The 18,949-nt window shown below is 64.8% G+C and carries 24 protein-coding genes; 23 read left to right on the forward strand and 1 reads right to left on the reverse strand.

What is annotated here, in order from left to right; genetic code table 11:
• The first annotated feature begins 1 nt into the window (after position 1).
• From DIE22_RS35135 to DIE22_RS35165, 7 genes are all read left to right on the forward strand, one after another.
• Positions 2-376: a putative holin gene (locus DIE22_RS35135; RefSeq protein ID WP_012327676.1), complete on the forward strand. Its 375-nt coding sequence runs from the start codon at positions 2-4 to the stop codon at positions 374-376.
• Positions 376-696: a phage holin family protein gene (locus DIE22_RS35140; RefSeq protein ID WP_124607266.1), complete on the forward strand. Its 321-nt coding sequence runs from the start codon at positions 376-378 to the stop codon at positions 694-696. The genes DIE22_RS35135 and DIE22_RS35140 overlap by 1 nt, the downstream gene beginning before the upstream one ends.
• Complete coding sequence (locus DIE22_RS35145) at positions 689-1,489, forward strand: N-acetylmuramidase family protein (protein ID WP_124607267.1); 801 nt, start codon at positions 689-691, stop codon at positions 1,487-1,489. The genes DIE22_RS35140 and DIE22_RS35145 overlap by 8 nt, the downstream gene beginning before the upstream one ends.
• Positions 1,486-1,977: a hypothetical protein gene (locus DIE22_RS35150; protein WP_124607268.1), complete on the forward strand. Its 492-nt coding sequence runs from the start codon at positions 1,486-1,488 to the stop codon at positions 1,975-1,977. The genes DIE22_RS35145 and DIE22_RS35150 overlap by 4 nt, the downstream gene beginning before the upstream one ends.
• Positions 1,974-2,384, forward strand: coding sequence for a phage tail protein (locus DIE22_RS35155; protein WP_048025276.1), 411 nt, complete (start codon positions 1,974-1,976; stop codon positions 2,382-2,384). Before DIE22_RS35150 ends, DIE22_RS35155 begins: the two co-directional genes overlap by 4 nt.
• Positions 2,384-2,833 carry a phage virion morphogenesis protein gene (locus tag DIE22_RS35160; protein WP_124607269.1) on the forward strand — a complete coding sequence of 150 codons (450 nt, stop codon included), beginning with the start codon at positions 2,384-2,386 and terminating at the stop codon, positions 2,831-2,833. Before DIE22_RS35155 ends, DIE22_RS35160 begins: the two co-directional genes overlap by 1 nt.
• 257 nt (positions 2,834-3,090) lie before the next feature.
• Entirely contained in the window at positions 3,091-3,855 is a 765-nt protein-coding gene (locus DIE22_RS35165; RefSeq protein WP_124607270.1) for a DUF6615 family protein, read from the forward strand.
• Between the two features lie 175 nt (positions 3,856-4,030).
• Here the strand turns inward: DIE22_RS35165 and DIE22_RS38430 are convergent, their stop codons facing one another.
• The gene (locus DIE22_RS38430) at positions 4,031-4,210 is read right to left on the reverse strand and encodes a hypothetical protein (RefSeq protein WP_185640762.1); all 180 of its coding nucleotides are present in this window, start codon (positions 4,208-4,210) and stop codon (positions 4,031-4,033) included.
• Here DIE22_RS38430 and DIE22_RS35170 point away from each other — a divergent pair.
• The 16 genes from DIE22_RS35170 to DIE22_RS35245 all read left to right on the forward strand — a co-directional run bounded on the left by DIE22_RS35170 (position 4,136) and on the right by DIE22_RS35245 (position 18,846).
• Entirely contained in the window at positions 4,136-4,843 is a 708-nt protein-coding gene (locus DIE22_RS35170) for a phage baseplate assembly protein V (RefSeq protein WP_124607285.1), read from the forward strand. The genes DIE22_RS38430 and DIE22_RS35170 overlap by 75 nt on opposite strands.
• The gene (locus DIE22_RS35175; RefSeq protein ID WP_124607271.1) at positions 4,840-5,205 is read left to right on the forward strand and encodes a GPW/gp25 family protein; all 366 of its coding nucleotides are present in this window, start codon (positions 4,840-4,842) and stop codon (positions 5,203-5,205) included. The genes DIE22_RS35170 and DIE22_RS35175 overlap by 4 nt, the downstream gene beginning before the upstream one ends.
• On the forward strand, positions 5,202-6,107 hold the full coding sequence (locus DIE22_RS35180; protein WP_124607272.1) for a baseplate J/gp47 family protein: 906 nt from the start codon (positions 5,202-5,204) through the stop codon (positions 6,105-6,107). The genes DIE22_RS35175 and DIE22_RS35180 overlap by 4 nt, the downstream gene beginning before the upstream one ends.
• On the forward strand, positions 6,100-6,651 hold the full coding sequence (locus tag DIE22_RS35185; protein WP_124607273.1) for a phage tail protein I: 552 nt from the start codon (positions 6,100-6,102) through the stop codon (positions 6,649-6,651). The genes DIE22_RS35180 and DIE22_RS35185 overlap by 8 nt, the downstream gene beginning before the upstream one ends.
• A gap of 5 nt (positions 6,652-6,656) precedes the next feature.
• On the forward strand, positions 6,657-9,854 hold the full coding sequence (locus DIE22_RS35190) for a phage tail protein (protein ID WP_124607286.1): 3,198 nt from the start codon (positions 6,657-6,659) through the stop codon (positions 9,852-9,854).
• Positions 9,851-10,279, forward strand: a complete 429-nt coding sequence (locus DIE22_RS35195) for a phage tail assembly chaperone (protein WP_124607274.1) — start codon at positions 9,851-9,853, stop codon at positions 10,277-10,279. The genes DIE22_RS35190 and DIE22_RS35195 overlap by 4 nt, the downstream gene beginning before the upstream one ends.
• A gap of 53 nt (positions 10,280-10,332) precedes the next feature.
• Positions 10,333-10,671, forward strand: a complete 339-nt coding sequence (locus tag DIE22_RS35200) for a hypothetical protein (protein WP_124607275.1) — start codon at positions 10,333-10,335, stop codon at positions 10,669-10,671.
• Between the two features lie 149 nt (positions 10,672-10,820).
• Positions 10,821-11,030 (forward strand): Com family DNA-binding transcriptional regulator, encoded by a 210-nt coding sequence (locus DIE22_RS35205; protein WP_124607276.1) that lies wholly within the window; start codon positions 10,821-10,823, stop codon positions 11,028-11,030.
• On the forward strand, positions 10,981-11,730 hold the full coding sequence (locus DIE22_RS35210; protein WP_124607277.1) for a site-specific DNA-methyltransferase: 750 nt from the start codon (positions 10,981-10,983) through the stop codon (positions 11,728-11,730). Before DIE22_RS35205 ends, DIE22_RS35210 begins: the two co-directional genes overlap by 50 nt.
• A 111-nt stretch (positions 11,731-11,841) precedes the next feature.
• On the forward strand, positions 11,842-13,014 hold the full coding sequence (locus DIE22_RS35215) for a phage tail sheath protein (protein WP_124607278.1): 1,173 nt from the start codon (positions 11,842-11,844) through the stop codon (positions 13,012-13,014).
• A gap of 29 nt (positions 13,015-13,043) precedes the next feature.
• Positions 13,044-13,553: a phage major tail tube protein gene (locus DIE22_RS35220; protein ID WP_124607279.1), complete on the forward strand. Its 510-nt coding sequence runs from the start codon at positions 13,044-13,046 to the stop codon at positions 13,551-13,553.
• A gap of 33 nt (positions 13,554-13,586) precedes the next feature.
• Positions 13,587-13,898, forward strand: a complete 312-nt coding sequence (locus DIE22_RS35225) for a phage tail assembly protein (protein ID WP_124607280.1) — start codon at positions 13,587-13,589, stop codon at positions 13,896-13,898.
• Positions 13,898-14,017: a GpE family phage tail protein gene (locus DIE22_RS35230; RefSeq protein ID WP_124607281.1), complete on the forward strand. Its 120-nt coding sequence runs from the start codon at positions 13,898-13,900 to the stop codon at positions 14,015-14,017. Before DIE22_RS35225 ends, DIE22_RS35230 begins: the two co-directional genes overlap by 1 nt.
• Positions 14,014-17,256, forward strand: a complete 3,243-nt coding sequence (locus tag DIE22_RS35235; RefSeq protein ID WP_124607282.1) for a hypothetical protein — start codon at positions 14,014-14,016, stop codon at positions 17,254-17,256. Before DIE22_RS35230 ends, DIE22_RS35235 begins: the two co-directional genes overlap by 4 nt.
• Before the next feature lie 13 nt (positions 17,257-17,269).
• The gene (locus DIE22_RS35240) at positions 17,270-17,698 is read left to right on the forward strand and encodes a phage tail protein (protein ID WP_124607283.1); all 429 of its coding nucleotides are present in this window, start codon (positions 17,270-17,272) and stop codon (positions 17,696-17,698) included.
• Entirely contained in the window at positions 17,695-18,846 is a 1,152-nt protein-coding gene (locus DIE22_RS35245; RefSeq protein ID WP_124607284.1) for a phage late control D family protein, read from the forward strand. Before DIE22_RS35240 ends, DIE22_RS35245 begins: the two co-directional genes overlap by 4 nt.
• Positions 18,847-18,949 lie beyond the last annotated feature (103 nt).

Genomic DNA, 18,949 nt, shown 5'->3' on the forward strand with positions numbered 1-18,949 from the left:
AATGGCTGAACCTATTTCCACGTCGTCCGCGACGGTCGCGGCGCTCGGCGTCGCAACGCTGTCGCTGTTTCCCGGCGTCGACGCCAACGTCGTCATGGGCGCGTTCGCCGGCTCGCTGCTGTTTGTGATGACGGCAGCCGACCCGTCGATCCCGAAGCGCATCGCGTTCTTCGTGATCTCGTTCGTCGCCGGCTGCCTCACGGCCGAGCTGTTCGCCGCCGCACTCGATGCCGTGCTGCCGGCCCGCGTCGAGGTGCACGCCGGGATCGGCGCGCTGATCGCTTCCGCGCTCGTCGTGAAACTGCTGTTGTGGCTGATCGCCCAGGCCGATGCGCCCGACCGGCTGCTGAACGTGTTCAAGGGGAGGGAAAAGTGATGCTGACGATCATCTACGCGGTGCTGTGCGCGCTGCTCGCGCTGCGCCTAGTCACCTTCCGTCGCGGCGCCGGCGCACACCGTCCGCTCGCGTCGTGCCTGGCCTATGCGCTGGCCGTCGCCGCCGGCGCCGCGCCGATCCGCGCGGCATTCGGCACGCTGCCGCCGGCGGGAATCGCGGACACGGTCCTGGTCGGCGTCCTGTGTCTCGCCGTGTACGGCGTGCGCGGCAACGTGGTCGAGCTGTTCCACCGTGGCAACCCGCGCGACTCCCTGTTCGCCCGCGTGCTGCAATTCAAGGTATGGGGGCGCCATGTATAAGACCCTTCGCCTGGGCGACCGTGGCACGGATGTCGGCTACCTGCAGCGCCAACTCGTCGCGGCCGGCGCGAGCATCGACGCTGACGCCATTTATGGGAGCGCGACACGCACCGCTGTCATGGCGTTCCAGGCATCGCACGGCCTGGTAGCGGACGGCGTCGCCGGCCCGAAGACCTGGTCGACACTCGCGGCCGGCCGGCGTGATCCGCGACACCTGACCGACGCGGATCTTCAGCGTGCAGCCGATCGGCTGCAGGTCGATCTCGCGGCCGTGCGCGCCGTCAACGAGGTGGAATCGCATGGCGCCGGGTTCCTGCCGGACGGCCGGCCCGTGGTCCTGTACGAGCGGCACGTCATGTACCGCCAGCTCGCGGCCGCCGGCCTGGACGCCGATGCGCTGGCAGCGAAGTACCCGGCCCTGGTCAACCCGAAGCGCGGCGGCTATGCCGGCGATGCCGCCGAATATGCCCGCCTTGCGAGTGCGTCGCAAATTTCGGCCGTGTGCGCGCTCGAGGCGACGAGCTGGGGCGCGTTCCAAATCATGGGCTTCCACTGGAAGGCACTCGGCTATCCGGACGTGTTCGCGTTCGTCGAGGCGATGAAGGTCAGCGAGGCCGAGCAGCTCGAGGCGTTCGTCCGGTTCATCCTGAACGACAAGACGCTGCTGGCCGCGCTGCGCGGCCGGAAGTGGGCGAAGTTCGCCGAGCTGTACAACGGCCGGGCGTACGCCGAGAACCTGTACGACGTGAAGCTCGAACGGGCGTTCGATCGCTACAGCCGGGCGGGCACGTGACCGCCGGCGCCCGTGTCTTCGCCGCCGGCGCGATCGCGCTCGCCGTGGCTGGCGTCGTCATCGCGATCCAGCATGCGCGCCTGGTCGACGCCGGCCGGCACGCCGACGATCTGGCGCGCGACGTGCGCGAGCGGACGGCCGAGCGCGACGCGGCCCGCCGCGATGTGAAGGTCGTCACGCAGTACGTCGACCGCGTCCAGGTCGTCCGCGAGAAGGGCGACACCATCATCAAGGAGGTTCCCGTTTATGTGGATCGCGAAGCCGATCGTGCTTGTGTTGTCCCTGTCGGTTTTGTGCGGGTGCACGACGGCGCCGCCGCCAACGTGCCGGTGGGCGATCCCGGAGCCGCTGATGCGGCCCCCTCGGGCGTTGCACTTTCTGCCGTCGCCGCAACCGTCGCCGACAACTACACCACCTGTCACGAAAACGTCGAGCAGTTGATCGCGCTGCAGGCTCGCGTGCGCGACGGCGAGGAACCTGCACCATGAACAAGCCCAACAGCCTGCGCGCGGCGCTCACCGCCGCCCTGCCCGAGTTCGCACGCGATCCCGACCGGCTGCACATCTTCATCGAACATGGGTCGATTGCCGTCACCGCAGCGAAATCGCTGTCGTTCGAATATGCGTACACGCTCGATATCGTCGTGACCGACTACGCCGGTCATTCGGATCACCTGATGGTGCCGATCATCGCCTGGCTGAAGATCCACCAGCCCGAACTGCTGCTCAACCGCGACCTCTGCCGCGACGGGTTCAAGTTCCAGGCCGAGCTGCTCGACAATGGCAAATCCGATGTCGAGATCCTGCTGAAGCTGACCGAGCGCGTCGGCGTGGTCGAGCAGCCAGATGGCTACGAGATTCGCCACTTCGGCGAGCCGCCGATCGCGGGGACCTGATGGTCGATCGCCTGTCCCGCGCTGAGGATTGGGCCTCCGGCCTGCTCGGCCAGCTCACGCCCGCGCAGCGCGTAGTCCTGGCGAAGGGGCTGGCCGGCGAGTTGCGCCGGCGTCATTCGCGACGCATCGCCGAGGCCCGCAACCCGGACGGTAGCCGCTTCGCGCCGCGCAAGCCGCAGGCCCGGCGGAAGAAAGGCCGCATTCGCCGCGCGATGTTCGCGAAGCTGCGCACCGCCCGCTTCCTCAAAACCGCCGCGACGGCCGACGCGTCCGTGCTGCATTTCACGCGCCAGGTCGAGCGCATCGCGCGCGTCCACCAGGAGGGCCTGCGCGATCGCGTCGAGCGCAACGGCCCGGTCGTCCAGTATCCGGTGCGCGAACTGCTCGGCTTCGCCGACGCCGATGTCGATCGGATCGCGGGCGTCGTGCTCGACTTCTTATCGCGATAGCACGACGCGTGGCAGGTATTCGTCGCCATCCGTCGATCCAAGCTTGCGTCGGACCAAGTTCGGCCACTTGCCGACCTTCGATACGCCAGCCAAAATGCGATAGCAGTAGTCCATTGACGAACAAACTAGCGTCGTTCGCGACTAGGGGCCGTACCGGGTCCGTCCCTTCGTTGTTGAGCGTTTCGCTCAACCTTGCGTCGCCGTCTAATGTTGGAATTGCTGCTTCGTCAACAACCTCATCCAGGATCGTCGACATCATGAATATCTGCGACGCAAGCCTCGCCCTCGACAGGGAAGTCCGGCTCTTTATGGAAAATGTCGCCGATGTCAAGGAAGAGTCCATTACGGACTTTCTCGTATGGAAATGGCGTGAACTAGATAAGCGCTTCAACTTCATTCGCGTTTATCCGTTCAATCACGAAGAAGAAAGTTCACGGACCGGAGCGGATTTTGACATTGAGCTTTGGTTGGTAGGCCGAGAGCGCCATATAGCACTTGCCGTACAGGCTAAGAAATTTGTCAAACGTGCCGACTCGTACGTAGCTAAGCTCCGATACCCTCGAAGTACGAAAAATCAATTAAATACGCTTCTGTCATATGCCGCATCAAACAATCGACAGCCTTTCTACTTCATTTATTCCCTCCCCGACTCTCCACCGCACATCAGATGCAAAGGCGGGCACAAAGGACTTGGTGCCATCTTCACAGCCGATGCACGCGAAATTAACGAATATGCAGATGGCAAACACGGAAATAGAATTACAAGAGATAAATTACTCGAAATTACCAACCCTTTTCATTGCATTTTTTGCTGCCCGTTCGCTCACGAATACCACTATTTCGACCACTACTTTAGCAATTCACGCGACAGCCAAATTAATGAATATAAGGATAACGAGTCGTTGCCAATATACGTTCGTCAGATAATGCAGGAAGGTGACACTCCTGTCGACATCGACGAATATGAGTCACTCCGTCAATTTCGCCTTGTTGGCGTTTACGACATGCGAAACGGTAGATAGCATCGCAATCGAGCGGCCAGCACACAAGACCACGCTGGTCGCGCACTCCTACGTTGAAACTCCGCTTGGCAAAATCACCTGATGTCGCTACAGGTTGCATTCGGTCCATCGAAAACAGGTCATTTCTCTGCCTTGCCGACACTAACGTCGCCGCCACCTCAAACCCGATCCTCGATCACTTGTCGCGATAGCGCGACGCGCGACCGAGTTCGCGTTGTCGCTCGGCCCTGCACAACCTCCAGCGCGTGACCCTCTCCCACGCGCGCGGCATCCTTGCCGCATGGATGATTTTGCTGACCTGAACCGCCGCCTCGAAAGCCTCCTGCGCGAGGGCACCGTGATCGAAGTCGACCACGGCGCCCGCCGCGTTCGCATCGAATCCGGCGGCCTGCAAACCGACTGGATTCGTTGGCTCGCGCAGCGCACCGGCGACAGCATCGTGTGGGACCCGCCGTCGATCGGTGAACCGGGTCTGCTCTTCTGCCCGTCCGGCGAACCGACGACGGGCCTCTTTCTCCCTGGCGTGTACTGCGACGGCCACGACTCGCCCAGCTCGAGCCCGACGCAGCACGTGCGCGTCTACAAGGACCAGGCGCGCATCGCCTACGACTTCGCATCGCACGCTCTCACCGCCGAACTGCCGGCGGGTGCCACCGTGCGCGTCGTCGCGCCGGTCAGCGTCACGGTCGAAACCAACACTGCGACCGTCAAGGCGAAGTCCGTCACGCTCGACGCCGACGATACGACGGTTACGGGCTCGTTACTCGTGAAGGGTCCGCTCACGTTCGAATCTGGCGCAACCGGCAAGAATGGAGGTAGCACCGGCGGTGGCGGCTCCGTGATCGAAATTCAGGGCAGCGCACACTTCACCGGCACCGTGACCGCTGACGTCGATGTGAAGTCGCGCAACGTCAGCCTCGTGGGCCATCCCCACCAGGCACAAGGCGAATTCGCCAACACCTCGAAACCGATCGCGGGTGGCGCATGATCGGCATGAACGCCCGCACCGGCCGCGCGATCGCCGGCCAGGCCCACATCGAGCAGTCCGTCGCAGACATTCTGTTCACGCCGCTCGGCACGCGCGTGATGCGCCGTGAATACGGTTCGCTCCTTCCCGAGCTGATCGATGGCCCGGTCAATCCGCTGATGCGCATGCGTGTCATGGCGGCGTCTGTCATGGCGCTGGCTCGGTGGGAACCGCGCATCCAGGTCAACCAGGTGGACTTCGGTAGCACGGGCATCGACGGCGGCGCCGTGCTTGAGCTGCGAGGCGAGCGCACGGATGGCCCGCGCGCGGGCACGCCATTCTCCGTGCGCCTGCCGGCAACGAACGGACGAGGTGCGGCATGAGAACGACGCCAATCGACCTGTCGCAGCTCCCGGCCCCGGACATCGTCGACGAACTCGACTACGAAACGATCCTGGCGGAAAAGAAGGCTCGCCTGGTCGCCCTGTATCCGAAGGAACAGCAGGACGAGATCGCAGCCACGCTCGAGCTCGAATCCGAGCCGATGGTGAAGCTGCTGCAGGAAGCCGCGTACGACAAGATGCTGCTGCTCGCGCTCATCAATGAGAAGGCGCGCGGCATCCTGCTCGCGTACGCGAAACGCACGACGCTCGAGCACATCGGCGCCCTCTTCGACGTCGACCGCCTGATGATCTCGGCCGGCGATCCGGACAAGGGTATCGACCCCGTCTACGAAGACGACGACAACCTGCGCGAACGCATCCAGCTCGCGCCGCGCGGGTTTTCTGTCGCCGGGCCGACCGATGCGTATGTATTCCACGCGCGGGCCGCTGACGGGCGCGTGAAGGCCGCGACCGCCTACAGCCCGTCGCCGTGCGTGATGATCGTCACGGTCCTGTCGCGCGAAGGCGACGGCACGGCCAGCCAGGAGCTGCTCGATATCGTCAAGAAAGCGCTGGAGAAGAAGCGGCCGCAGGCCGACGAAGTGATCGTGCAGAGCGCGAAGATTGTCCGGTACGCGATTGGCGCGACGCTGCGCTTCTTCGACGGCCCGGATCGCGCGGTCGCGCTCGCGGAAGCGCAGAAGAAGACGCAGCAGTTCGCCGAATCGATGCACCGCCCCGGTTCCGAGATCACGAAGGATGGTCTGTACGCGTCGATGCGCGTCGCCGGCGTCCAGAAGGTGCTGCTCGACACGCCGGCAGAAGGCGTGCCGATCGCGATTGACCAGGCGCCGTATTGCACGGGTATCGAGCTGAAGGATGGCGGGGTGGCTGATGACTAAGCTGGCCCCCTCCCTGCTGCCGCCGAACGCGACGGTGCTCGAGCGGCGTCTGGCGCAAGCCAACGCGGACGTGCGCGACATCCCGGTCGAGATCGACACGCTGATGGACCCGGATCGAATCCCGCTGCGCTTCCTGCCCTGGCTCGCCTGGCACATGGGCGTCGATACCTGGCGCGACGAATGGCCCGAGCAAGTAAAGCGCGCACGCGTGAAATCCGCGATCCGCATCGCCCGCAAAAAGGGCACGGCAGACGCCGTGCGCGACGTCTGCGCGTCGTTCGGCGCAAACGTGGTGATGCGCGAGTGGTTCGAGAAAACGCCGCGAGGCGTGCCGGGCACGTTCGAGATCGTGATGACGGTCGGTGCGCGTGACGGCGTGCCGGCCACGGCGCAATACGTCAACGACATCCGGGCCGAGGTCGATCGCGCGAAGCGCGGCACCGCCCACTACACCTTCACGCAAGGATTCAGCATGCACGGCCCGATCGGCGTCGCATGCGGCGTGCGCGCGGCCGTCTATCGCCGCCTCTCTCTCACGGACTGACGAACATGGCTGGAAACCTCATCTACATTACGGACGCCGGCCGCGCCGCGCTGGTGGCACCCGGCAACACCGGCACAACCGCACACCAGGTCACGCAGATTGGCCTCGCCACGGCGGCGTTCGCGTTCAAGCCGGACATGACCGCGCTGCCGAGCGAGCTGAAGCGCATCACGACGTTCGGCGGCGACACCGTTGCGCAGGACACGATCCATATCGTGATCCAGGACGACAGCGCGGACCAGTACAAGCTGTACGGGTTCGGGCTGTACCTGGACAACGGCGTGCTGTTCAGCGTCTACGTGCAAGACGATCCGATCCTGGAGAAGGCGCCGGCGTCGATGCTGCTGCTGGCCGCCGATACCGTGTTCGCCTCGATCGACGTGACGAAGCTGGTTTTCGGGCCGACCTCGTTCCTCAATCCGCCGGCGACCACCGAGCGCAAGGGCGTCGTCGAACTGGCGACACAGGCCGAGGTCGACGACGGCGCGGACGACACGCGCGCCGTGACGCCGAAAACCGCCGCCAAGCGGTATGCGCCGCTCGTACGCGCGCAGCTCATCGGCCCCGTCAGCGTCACGTCGACGTCGACGGACCAGGACGCGCAGCTCGCCGTCGCTGCTACTTCGGGCGCGCTCAACCGTGGGGCGAAGATCCGCTTTCACGGCACGTTCGCAGCGGGCACCGCGGACACCAACGCACGGCTCATCGCGTCGATCCGCGCCGGCTACGACGGCGGCACGTGGGGGCGCGAGTACCTGGACTTCTGGATCAATCGAGCGCCCAACGATTCCAACAGCGACACGAACCAGGTCCGCGCCATGCGGATCACGTATGGCGGTCGGCTCGTTGTAGGCAATCGAAACGATAATGGCAATGACGCGCTCCAGGTCGCAGGTAACGGCGCGTTCTCCGGCAGCGTTGGTTCCTCGGGCCTCGACACGGGCGGCGCCAACTTCCGGTTACTGAACAGCCGGGATGTACTGCTGCGAAACGACGGCTCGAACTTCTACGTGCTGCTGTCGGACACGAGCGGCGCCGACGCCAAGTGGAACAATTTCCGGCCGTTGACCGTGAATGTAGTCACGGGCGCGCTGATGCTGGACGATACCGGTGTCGGCACGTTCGTCGGCGGCCCCCTGAGCGTCAAGGGGTTGCTCAACATCGGTACTGCCAGCGGCGAAGGGCGCGCTGTGATCGGCCCGAATGGCGGCTACTTCTTCGGAAACGCATCGGAAGCCGGGTTCTACCTCCCGGCGAACGGCGCGATGTTCGCCCTCAATTTCACGCGGAAGAATCTGCACGTCAACGGCAAGGATGTGTGGCACGCAGGGAATCTGCCGAACCCGGCGCAGACGACGGGATTCACCATGTCCGGCCAAATTCTGGCCGCTGAAGGCAGCGTCTCCGCTCCTGGCATTTCGTTCGTCGGTGACGGCGCCCCGGACACCGGGTTCTTCCACGTTGCCGATGGCGTGTTTGCGGTTGCCAACAACGCGAAAGAAACGATGCGCTTTGTCGCTGGCGCGACGAACCGTGTGCTGATCGGCGGAACGCCCGACGACTTCTACAGCGCGCTGCAAGTCGGTGGGGCCGCGTCATTCACGGGCGCGGCGCCGGGAAACGGGCTCGCCGCGATGGGCTCCGGCGTGCTGCTCGGAAACAACGGCGGCGGCACGATCATCTTCAAATCGGCCACGGCGGCGGCTGACATGAAGGTATGGGACTTCAAGGCAGGCGACGGGGTTTTCCAGGGACGCGCCGTCACCGATGGGTGGACGTCGGGCGTGCCGTGGATCAACGTCGCACGGCAGAGCAACAACAATGCGATCCAGAGCATCGCGCTCGCGCCGAATAGCGGCCGCGTGCTCATCGGCGCAACGGCCGACGACGGCGCGAATGCGGCGCAGGTGTCGGGCAGCGTGCGCGCGGCGAACTACTTTATCAATGGTCAGGGTGTCGGCGACTCGGGCCTGATCGGTATCTCCAAGGGGGCCAACGGGCCGAACATTGGCTTTTACGGCAGCGCGACGACCGGCGCGGGCGCCGTCACGTTCAGCACGGGCGGGACGGAGCGCGCGCGCATCAGTGCTATCGGCAACCTCCTGATCGGGACGGCGGCCGACGACGGGGCGAACAAGCTGCAAATCGCCGGAGCCGCGAAGCTCTCGGGCGCGCTGTATTCAGCCGCCGCAATCATCGACAGCGGCGCTGGTTGGAGCACGATCTATCTGAAGAACGGCGGAAAGAACCGCTGGACAATCGGCAAATCCGATACCGACGATTTCGCAGTCAGCGCGTTCGACGATGACGGTGTCACGCAACGGCGCGTACTCGATATTCCGCGCGCGTCGCAGGTTGTCAGTTTCGTGAAGCGCCCGACGTGGGCCGGCGCGACGCCGTGGGATAGCGCGAACCTCACGCCGCTCGACAGGAATATCGGCGGCCAGGTCAATGGCAACGTGACGTTGTACGGCGCCGGCGACTACGGATCGCAGCTCGTCTTCAATTCGAACGGCTACGCTCCGCGAATCCAGGTGCAGGCGTCGACGTCCACGTGGATGGTGACGAACAGCGCGAATACGGCCGCCAACTTGATGGTCAACGAAGGCGGCACGGTCATCGCACGCGGCGAATTGCAGACCGCTGGCGGCGCCACTCGAGTTGCGCTGGACGGAAATCTGTACGGCAGTGTGTGGGGCGGATGGCTTTCGAACTTCCTGTCGAACAATTATGTGAACCGCAGCGGCACCACGATGTGGGGCCGTCTGATGCTCGCGCGCGATGGCTGGGACGCGGATTTCGGATTGCGCGCGGCCGACGGCGCACAGACGTTCCTGCGCGCGAGGCGCGGCGGCGGTATCGAACTGATCAACAGCGCGTACAACGCCGTCACATGGCAGTTGGACGACTCGGGCACGATGTTCATGCGCGGCCAACAAATCCTCAATACAGACGGCAATCTGTTCTGCGCGTATCGCGGCGCATGGATGAACGCAATCCTGGACGATCTGTACAACCGCGACAACGGCAAGGCCAACGCCGGCGCACGGGTGCAGTGGGATTCCGGCGTCAACAATTTCGGCACAATCGACCGGCTCAACGGTGCGCTGCCTGCGCCGTGGGTCGTATGCGGCCTGAGCGGTCCGGGCAACGGCACGGCTAACGCGATCGTTGTCTACGGCGTAGTTTTGAGGAACCAATGACGAACACGAACACCATGCTCAACGTCGAGCAAGCCGCCTTCATTCTCGCGGAGAAATTTCCGGACCTAGTGCGCTGCCGGGATTACTGGGTCGCGCATCCGGTGCACGAGCAGACTTTCGAGCAGACCAAAACGGCCTGGGTGCCAATCTGGACGCCGACTGACATCCCGCAGCCGACGCCCGCCGACCTGCTCGCGTGGTGGCCCGAGTTCGAAGCTGAATACGCGCTCATTGAGGCGTCGGAAAAGGTCCGCCGACAGCGCGACACGCTGCTCGCCGAGGTCGACCCGCTCGTCGAACGCGCGGCGGACGCTAGCGACGCGGATCGAGAGGCCGCGCTGCGCCGCTATCGCGCCGCGCTGCGTGACGTACCGCAGCAGGCTGGCTTTCCGCTCGACGTCGTCTGGCCGCAGTTGCCCGCGTAGTCGTCCAATAAACCGAAGTCCCGTTTCATTTTCATTATTTTCAGGAATCGCACATGGCAATCAAGAAAGCACTCGTTCTCGAATCGACCGGCGCGCAGGCGTCATATCACGTCGTCAGCAACGTCGCGATCGACGCGGCGTCGAAGTTCACGAGCGGAACGATACAGAGCTACGTGTCGGAAGCGACATTCAAGGCCGGGAAACAGCCGCTGCAGGGCGGAGTAACGATTTTCGTGTCGGGCATGCCGGAAGCCGACGAGGGTGCGTTCGCGTATATCCAGCGACGACTGGTGGAACCGAAGCCCGAAGGTGACACCGCGAATGCGGATGGGTCGATGATGTACGGCTCGATCGATCGCTACATGCTCGCCGGTGGCGAATACGTCGCGTAACACGAGGTAGGAAGAAAAGGACGCGGCGACGTGCGCGATGCAGGAACATCGTGCACGCCCCGCACCCGCAGAGCAGACCTGCAGGATTGGCCAGGGCCGCGACACCTCTCGAGAGGCGCCGGCATCCTAGCACAAGCAGGATTCACCCCATGCAGGACATCCGTTGCGGAAGCTGTAACCGCAAACTCGGCGCCGGCGAATACGTCCGGCTCACCATCAAATGCCCGCGCTGCGGCGCAATGAATATTCTGAGGGCCGCGAGCCCCTTACCCGCAGGCCATCGAGCCTCCGATACAAGGAACTCGCCCCATGCAACACACTCTCTCCGCCGATCTGATCAATCGCGTCCACCAGGCTGACGCCCTGAGCGTCATGCGCGCGCTGCCCGATGGCTGCGTCGACCTGGTCTTCACCGATCCGCCCTACTCGTCCGGCGGCACGACGAGTGCATCGCGCAGCCAGGCGCCGTCGAGCAAGTACATCCGCAGCGACACGAAGACCGTCTATCCTGAATTTCAGCACGACAGCAAGGATCAGCGATCGTGGACGTTCTGGTGCATGACGTGGCTCGCGGAAGCCTATCGTGTGTGCAGCAACGAAGCGCACCTCGCGTGCTTCGTCGACTGGCGCCAGTTGCCAAGCCTCACCGACGCGATCCAGGCGGCCGGCTTCACGTGGCGCGGCGTCGCCGTGTGGGACAAGACGAGCGGCCGCACGCGGCCGCGTATGGGCGGCTTCGCGCAGCAGACCGAATTCCTGGTCTGGGCGACGAAGGGCGCGGTGCGACGCACCGACGTGTACCTGCCCGGCGTCTTCTCGGAACGCCTGGCGCATCCGAAGCGCCATATGACCGAGAAGCCGTCGCAACTCGCACGCGACGTCGTGCGCCTGGCGCCGGCCGGCGGTGTTGTCCTCGACCCGTTCGCGGGGTCTGGCACGTTCCTCGCCGCAGCGAAGGAAGCCGGCTTGAACTGGATCGGTTGCGAGCTCGAACCGAGCTACCACCAGGTCGCGACTGCGCGCCTGGCCGAACTGGATACGCTGCCCGTCGCAGCATAACGCCGTCCTGCAGCGGCTTTGGTTGTACCTTGCCGCTGTACAACCTCCCGCGCGTGATCTCCGCGCGCGCGGAAGGCAATCTTTCGGAAGGCTCACTTCCGGGAGAAAAGCTTGCCTTCTGATTACCACCACGGCGTACGCGTCATTGAAATCAATGACGGTACGCGCCCCATCCGCACGGTCAGCACGGCCGTGATCGGCCTGGTCTGCACCGGCGACGACGCCGATGCGGCCACCTTCCCCGAAAACCGTCCCGTCCTCATTACGGACGTGCAGGCCGCGATCGGCCGTGCCGGCACGAAGGGCACGCTCGCGCGTTCGCTCGACGCGATCGCCGCGCAGACCTCGCCCCTGATCGTCGGCGTGCGCGTGCCGACCGGCAAGGATGCAGACGCCACGACCAGCAACGTGATCGGCACGACCACCGCGGACGGCCAGTACACCGGCATGAAGGCACTGCTCGCCGCGAAGAGCCGGCTCGGCGTGAAACCGCGCGTGCTCGGCTGCCCTGGCCTCGACACGTTGCCGGTTGCAACCGAGCTGGCGACGATCGCGCAGAAGCTGCGCGGCTTCGGCTACGTCAACGCGTTCGGCGCGAAGACGAAGGAAGAGGCCGTCGCCTACCGCGCGAATTTCGGTCAGCGCGAGCTGATGACGATCTGGCCGGACTTCGTGAACTGGAACACCACGACCAACGCCGAGGACATCACCTGGGCGACGGCGCGCGCGCTCGGCATGCGCGCGAAGATCGACGAAGAGACCGGCTGGCATAAGACGATCTCGAACGTCGCCGTGAACGGCGTCACCGGCATCAGCCGCGACGTGTTCTGGGACCTGCAGGACCCGAACACCGACGCCGGCTACCTGAACAGTCACGAGGTCACCACGCTCGTGAACGCGAATGGTTACCGTCTATGGGGTTCGCGCACCTGTTCCGAGGACAAGCTGTGGGCGTTCGAGAATTACGTGCGCAGCGCGCAGGTGATCGCCGAAACGATGGCCGAGGCCCACATGTGGGCGGTCGACCAGCCGATGAGCCGGACGCTGATCCGCGACGTCGTCGACGGCGTGAACGCGAAGTTCCGCGCGTGGAAAACAGCCGGCTACGTGATCGACGGCGAGTGCTGGTTCGATCCGGGCGCGAACGACAAGGATTCGCTCAAGGCCGGCCTGGGCTTCATCGACTATGACTTCTGTCCGACGCCCCCGCTCGAGGACCTGACGTTCCGCCAGCGCATCACCGACCGCTACCTGGTCAAGTTCGCAGAAAGCATCGCCGTCTGACGGCCCGCCACTCACCATAGGAAAACGCAATGGCTCTGCCATCCAAACTCAAGAATTTCAACGTGTTCGAGGACGGCACCTCGTTCGTCGGCGAAGTGCCCGAGATCCAGTTGCCGAAGCTCACGCGCAAGATGGAGGCATATCGCGGCGGCGGCATGAATGCCGAAGTCGACATCGACCTTGGCATGGAGAAGCTCGAGCTGGGCCTCACGATGGGCGGCTTCATGAAGGCGATGTTCAAGACGTGGGGCACGTCGAAGATCGACGGTGTCTCCGTACGTTTCGCCGGCTCCTACCAGCGCGACGACACCGAGGAAACCGATGCGGTCGAGGTGTACGTGCGCGGCCGCTACAAGGAAATCGACCCCGGCAAGGCGAAGGCCGGCGACAACGCCGACCAGACTGGCACGATGTCACTGTCGTATTACCGCCTGGTCAGCAACGGCGAAACCCTGATCGAGATCGACATTCCCAACTTCGTCGAGATCGTCGGCGGCGTCGATCGCCTCGCCGAGCAGCGCCGCGCGCTCGGCCTGTAACCCCCTTTCCACTATCCATTCAGGAAACACACCATGCAATCGAAGCAATCCGCCATCATCCAGCTCGACACCCCGATCAAGCGCGGCGAGCAGGAAATCGCCGCGATCACGTTGACCAAGCCGCATTCCGGTGCGCTGCGTGGCGTTGCCCTCACCGACCTGCTGCAGCTCGACGTGATCGCTCTGTCGAAGGTACTGCCGCGCATCAGCAATCCGACGCTGACCGAGCCGGACGTGTTGCGCATGGACCCGGCAGACCTGCTGCAGCTCGGTACTGAGGTGGCCGGTTTTTTGCTGCCGAAGTCGTCGAAGGTGGACGTGTCCCTCGATCCGTCGACGAAGTGATGGCAGACATCGCCCTCGTTTTCCACTGGTCACCCGACGTGATGGACGCCATGTCGCTGCCGGACCTGATGGGCTGGCGCGAGCGCGCACGCGTGCGCTACGAACGAGGCGATGAATGAGCGATCGTTCCCTGCGCCTCGAGGTCGTCCTCAAGGCGCTCGACCAGGCGAGCCGCCCGATCCGCGAGATCGCCACGAAGAACCGCACGCTCGTGAAAGAGCTGCGGGATTCCCGCACGCGCCTCAAGGAACTCAACGACACGCAGCGGCGTATCGGCGAGTTCCGCGAGATGCGCACGGGCCTGACCAACACCGCGACGAAGCTCGCCGACGCGCAGAAGAAGGTCAAGGAACTCGCGAAATCGCTGCATGCGGTCGGGCCTCCGTCGCAGCAGATGATTGCCGAGCTGGCGAAGGCCCGGCAAGCCTCATCGAAGCTCGGCACCGCATTCAAAAAGCAGTCCGCCAGTGTCGACGAGCTGCGCAACCGGCTCAGTCGCGCCGGCGTCGACACGGGCAAGCTTTCCCAGCACGAGCGCACGCTGCGCACTGACATTACCGCGACGACCGGCGCGATCGATGCCCAATCGCGGCGCCTGGACGCGCTGAACACCCGCCAGAAGCGCATCGCGGACACTCGCGCCAAGATGGGCGCGATGCGCGGCGCCGCCGCCGAGATGGCGATCGGCGGATATGCCGCGCGTGCGACCGGCTCGCACATCCTCAACGATCTGCGCGAGCCGCTGTCCGAGGCGAAGAAGGTGCAGAACGAGCGCGGCCGTATCCAGGGGCTCGGCCTGGGCGATCGCGCCACGCAGGACGCCGAGCGCTACGTGCGCGCGATGAAGACGCCGGGCGTTGCGATCGCCGAGAACATGACGCTGATGCGCGACGCGATGTCCATCTTTGCGGACGAGCACCACGCGCAGATGGTGATGCCGACCCTCGCGAAGATGAAGTTCGCGAACGAGGCAATGTTCGGTGCCGGCCAGGGGCACGAGAACGAAGAGAAGTTCATGAACATGCTGAAAGTGATCGAGCTGCGCGGCGGCACGAAAAGCGAAGCAGCGTTCAAGGGCGAAGCGAACATGGTCCAGCAGGTGCTGACAGCGACGGGCGGCCGCGTCGGCGGTGACGAGTGGCGCAACTTCATCCAGACCGGCAAGGTCGCTGCCAAGCAGATGCGCCAGGACGCGTTCTATTACCAGATGGAGCCGCTGATTCAGGAAATGGGCGGCCATGCTGCCGGCACCGGCGTGCAGGCCGCGTACAGCAACTTGATGCAGGGCAAGACGACGGTGCGCGCCGCGAAGCGTCTGGTCGAGCTTGGGCTCGTCGACAAGAAGTCGGTCGAGTACAACACGATCGGCAACGTGAAGCGCATCAAACCGGGCGCGCTGATCGGCGGCGATCTCTTCAACGCGTCTCCGTTCGAGTGGTTGGAGAAGGTGCTGCTGCCGAAGCTGAAGGCGAAGGGCATCACGTCCGACGCCAAGATTCTGGAGGAATTCTCCACGATCATGACCAACGGCAACGGCGCGAACCTGTTCGCCACGATGTACATGCAGCGCGAGCAGATCCACAAGAATGAAAAACTGAATCGTGGCGCGTACGGCATCGACAAGCTGCACGAGCTGGGCCAGAAGCAAACGGAGGGGAAGGAGCTGATCGCGCTCGAGAAGGTGCGCAACCTGCGCACCGTGATCGGCGAGCAGGTGCTGCCCGTGTACAACCGCGCGCTCGAGCTGACGACGAGCATCCTCGAGCGGCTGCTCGGCTTCGCGAAGGAATACCCGAATTTCACGCGTGCGGTCGCGATTGGGGTGGCCGGGCTCGGCGTGCTGCTCGCCGTGCTCGGCACGCTGACGATCGCGCTCGCCGGCATTCTCGGGCCGCTGGCGATCGTGCGCTTCAGCATGTCGATGCTTGGCATTCAGGGCGGCGTCTTCGTGCGTGCGCTCGGCGCCAGCGCCGGTGCGCTGCGCGGCATTTCCCGTGCGGCGTCCGGCGCCGCATCCGGCGTCACCGCCGCCGGCAGAAGCACGCAGTCTGCCGCCGGTCGCATTCGCGCGGCGCTGTCGGGCGCCTGGCAGGCTTCGTCGCCTCGCGCTGCGGCGTCGTCACTGCGCACCTATGTCGCGTCGCTCGCGCAGCGCGTGCCGGCCGCGTGCCAGGCCGCGAAGGCGTCGATCCGGCAATGGGGCGTGTCGACCGTGACCGCGATGAAGGATGGCGCTGGCGCCGCGCGGCAATACACCGTCCAGGTGTGGCGCGCTTTCGCCGCGCAAGCTGCCGCGACACGCGCTGCAGCGGCGTCGCGCTGGACCGCAGCCCGCCAGTATGTCGGCCGGCGCGGCGCGTCCGGCATGGCCGTCGACGCAGCGCGCGGCGGCCTCAACCTGGTCAAGGGCGGCACGATGGGCGCGATCAACGGCGTGCGCGCGGCGCTCGGCGGGCTCGCGCAGACGCTGCTGTTCGTCGGCCGCGCCGCGTTGATGAATCCGATCGGCCTGGTCATTACCGGCATCGCGCTCGCCGCGCTGCTGATCGTGAAGTATTGGGAGCCGATCAAGGCGTTTTTCGCGGGCTTCTGGCAGGGGCTGACCGAGGGCCTGCGCCCGCTCGCGCCGCTGTTCAGCGGCGTGCTCGCGACGCTCGGCGCCGCGTTCGCGCCACTGAAGCCCGTGTTCGACTGGTTGGTCGGTGCCGTGAAGAGTGCGTGGGACTGGATCACGCGTCTGTTGGGGCCGGTCGACACCAGCAAGAAGAGCCTCGACGCGGCGACCAACGCCGGCAAGGGGTTCGGCGCATGGCTCGCCGACATCGTCGTCGTGGCTGCGCAGGCCGCTGCCCGCTTCGTCGAATTCGGCGCCAACATGATGTCCGGCCTGGTCAACGGCATCAAAAGCGGCCTGGGTTCGGTGAAGGATGCGATCGAGTCGGCCGGCGGCAGCGTGATCGGCTGGTTCAAGGAAAAGCTCGGCATCCATTCGCCAAGCCGCGTATTCGCCGCGCTCGGCGGCTTCACGATGGCCGGCCTGGATCAGGGGCTGCGCGAGGGCCAGGACGGGCCGCTGTCGACCGTGCTCGAGGTCGGCAAGCGGATCGTCGCCGCCGGCGCCGGCATCGGCATCACGGGCGCGGCGATCGCCGGCGGCGCACCGCTCACCGTCGACAACCGGCCGCCGCTCACGGCCGCGTCGGCCGCTGCGCGCGCGCCGGCCGCGCCGGCGCCGATCACGATCAACGTGTACGCGGCGCCGGGCATGGACACACATGCGATCGCGCAGGAAGTTCGCCAGGTGCTGCGCCAGGAACAGGCCGCGCGCGAGCGCTCGCGTCTGCGCGATCGCGATTGATGGAGGGTTTCTCATGATGATGGCGCTCGGGCTGTTCGTGTTCAGCCTGTCGACCCTGCCGTACCAGGAGCTGAAGCGCCGGCGCGGCTGGCGCTATGCCAGTAACACCCGCATGGGAAAGAAGCCCGCGCGGCAGTACGTCGGCGAGGATGACGAGACCGTGAATCTGTCGGGCGTGCTGCTGCCCGAGCTGACGGGCGGCGACCTCTCGCTTGCCGTCATCGAAGCGATGGCGAGTCAGCACACCTCCTGGCCGCTGATCGAGGGCACCGGACACATTTACGGCATGTTCACGATCGACAACATCGAAACGACGCGCACGCTGTTTTTCGACGACGGCGCCGCCCGCCGCATTGAATTCTCAATGACGCTGACGCGCTGCGACGACTTCAGCCTGCTCGGCATCGTGACCGACGCCATCAAGGGGGCAATCTCGTTATGAACCTCGCCGACATCCCCGGCGCCGAGCTGGTACAGAAAACCGCGCTGGCCAACGATCGCGTGCCGCGCGCGATCTACTCGATCACGCTGAACGGCAAGAACATCACGAAGAAGTTTGACGGCCGGCTGATCTCGATGACGCTGCAGGACAACCGTGGCTTCGAAGCCGACCAGCTCGACATCAGCCTCGACGATTCGGACGGCGCACTCGAGATCCCGAGTCGGGGCGTCACGCTGAAGCTGTCGATCGGCTGGGCTGGTGCGGCGAACGGCCTGGTCGACAAGGGGGAATTCATGGTCGATGAGGTCCGGCACACCGGGACGCCGGACGTGCTGACGATCCGCGCGCGCAGCGTCGATCTGCGCGCGGGCCTGTCGATCAAGAAAGAGCGGTCCTGGCACCGGCAGACGGTCGGTGCCATCGTGCGTGCGATCGCCAGTCAGAACAAGGTCGAGGCGCGCATCAGCAAGGCCCTCGACGCGCAGCTCGTCGACCACATCGACCAGACGGCCGAATCGGACGCCAATTTGCTGTCGCGCCTGGCGAAGATGTTCGACGCGGTTGCCACCGTGAAGAACGGCCTGTTGCTGTTCATCAAGGCCGGCGAAGCGACCACGGCGAGCGGCAAGCCGCTGCCCGCCGTCACGATCACGCGCGACGTCGGTGATCGCCACGAGTTCGGTGTCGCCGATCGCGACACGTATTCCGGCGTGCAGGCGTTCTACCTCAACACGCGCACCGCGAAGAAACAGTCGACCACCGTCAAGCGGCGCCGGCGCCGCACGACAACGAAGAAGAAGCCGATCGACAAGAGCGGCGACGTGTTGTTCGGCACGGCCGAGAACGTCAAAACGCTACGGCACACGTATGCGAACAAGGGGAACGCGACGCGCGCGGCGAAGGCAGAGTGGGAGAAGTTACAGCGCGGCGTCGCAGAATTCAGCATTGTGCTGGCGCTCGGCCGCCCCGAGCTGATGACCGAATTACCTGTAACCGTGCGCGGTTACAAACGGGTCATTGATGATTGCAACTGGATCATTGCGCGCGTTACACATACGGTCGACGGTAACGGCGGATTTACATCGGACCTCGATCTAGAGGTCAAGGCGAGCGACGTGCCGGACATCGAATCCGACGCGAGCGAGTAGCGCGCCAGATAAATAGGCCGTTTGACGAACCTGTCCGCATTTTTGTGGGCGAGGCGGTTGAACAACGCGTTATCCACGCGCCTGCATAAATCGCTCGCCGAAC

Origin of the sequence: Burkholderia sp. Bp9142 (assembly GCF_003853415.1) — a bacterium.
Lineage (GTDB): Bacteria > Pseudomonadota > Gammaproteobacteria > Burkholderiales > Burkholderiaceae > Burkholderia.

Bases quoted from the DNA above. Each gene is read 5' to 3' on its own strand.
- DIE22_RS35185 (WP_124607273.1), top strand. From the start codon at position 6,100: ATGACTAAGCTGGCCCCCTCCCTGCTGCCGCCGAACGCGACGGTGCTC.
- DIE22_RS35180 (WP_124607272.1), top strand. From the start codon at position 5,202: ATGAGAACGACGCCAATCGACCTGTCGCAGCTCCCGGCCCCGGACATC.
- DIE22_RS35210 (WP_124607277.1), top strand. From the start codon at position 10,981: ATGCAACACACTCTCTCCGCCGATCTGATCAATCGCGTCCACCAGGCT.
- DIE22_RS35225 (WP_124607280.1), top strand. From the start codon at position 13,587: ATGCAATCGAAGCAATCCGCCATCATCCAGCTCGACACCCCGATCAAG.
- DIE22_RS35230 (WP_124607281.1), top strand. From the start codon at position 13,898: ATGGCAGACATCGCCCTCGTTTTCCACTGGTCACCCGACGTGATGGAC.
- DIE22_RS35160 (WP_124607269.1), top strand. From the start codon at position 2,384: ATGGTCGATCGCCTGTCCCGCGCTGAGGATTGGGCCTCCGGCCTGCTC.
- DIE22_RS35165 (WP_124607270.1), top strand. From the start codon at position 3,091: ATGAATATCTGCGACGCAAGCCTCGCCCTCGACAGGGAAGTCCGGCTC.
- DIE22_RS35220 (WP_124607279.1), top strand. From the start codon at position 13,044: ATGGCTCTGCCATCCAAACTCAAGAATTTCAACGTGTTCGAGGACGGC.
- DIE22_RS35235 (WP_124607282.1), top strand. From the start codon at position 14,014: ATGAGCGATCGTTCCCTGCGCCTCGAGGTCGTCCTCAAGGCGCTCGAC.
- DIE22_RS35155 (WP_048025276.1), top strand. From the start codon at position 1,974: ATGAACAAGCCCAACAGCCTGCGCGCGGCGCTCACCGCCGCCCTGCCC.
- DIE22_RS35240 (WP_124607283.1), top strand. From the start codon at position 17,270: ATGATGATGGCGCTCGGGCTGTTCGTGTTCAGCCTGTCGACCCTGCCG.
- DIE22_RS35200 (WP_124607275.1), top strand. From the start codon at position 10,333: ATGGCAATCAAGAAAGCACTCGTTCTCGAATCGACCGGCGCGCAGGCG.
- DIE22_RS35175 (WP_124607271.1), top strand. From the start codon at position 4,840: ATGATCGGCATGAACGCCCGCACCGGCCGCGCGATCGCCGGCCAGGCC.
- DIE22_RS35140 (WP_124607266.1), top strand. From the start codon at position 376: ATGCTGACGATCATCTACGCGGTGCTGTGCGCGCTGCTCGCGCTGCGC.
- DIE22_RS35190 (WP_124607286.1), top strand. From the start codon at position 6,657: ATGGCTGGAAACCTCATCTACATTACGGACGCCGGCCGCGCCGCGCTG.
- DIE22_RS35205 (WP_124607276.1), top strand. From the start codon at position 10,821: ATGCAGGACATCCGTTGCGGAAGCTGTAACCGCAAACTCGGCGCCGGC.
- DIE22_RS35195 (WP_124607274.1), top strand. From the start codon at position 9,851: ATGACGAACACGAACACCATGCTCAACGTCGAGCAAGCCGCCTTCATT.
- DIE22_RS35245 (WP_124607284.1), top strand. From the start codon at position 17,695: ATGAACCTCGCCGACATCCCCGGCGCCGAGCTGGTACAGAAAACCGCG.
- DIE22_RS35135 (WP_012327676.1), top strand. From the start codon at position 2: ATGGCTGAACCTATTTCCACGTCGTCCGCGACGGTCGCGGCGCTCGGC.
- DIE22_RS35145 (WP_124607267.1), top strand. From the start codon at position 689: ATGTATAAGACCCTTCGCCTGGGCGACCGTGGCACGGATGTCGGCTAC.
- DIE22_RS35170 (WP_124607285.1), top strand. From the start codon at position 4,136: ATGGATGATTTTGCTGACCTGAACCGCCGCCTCGAAAGCCTCCTGCGC.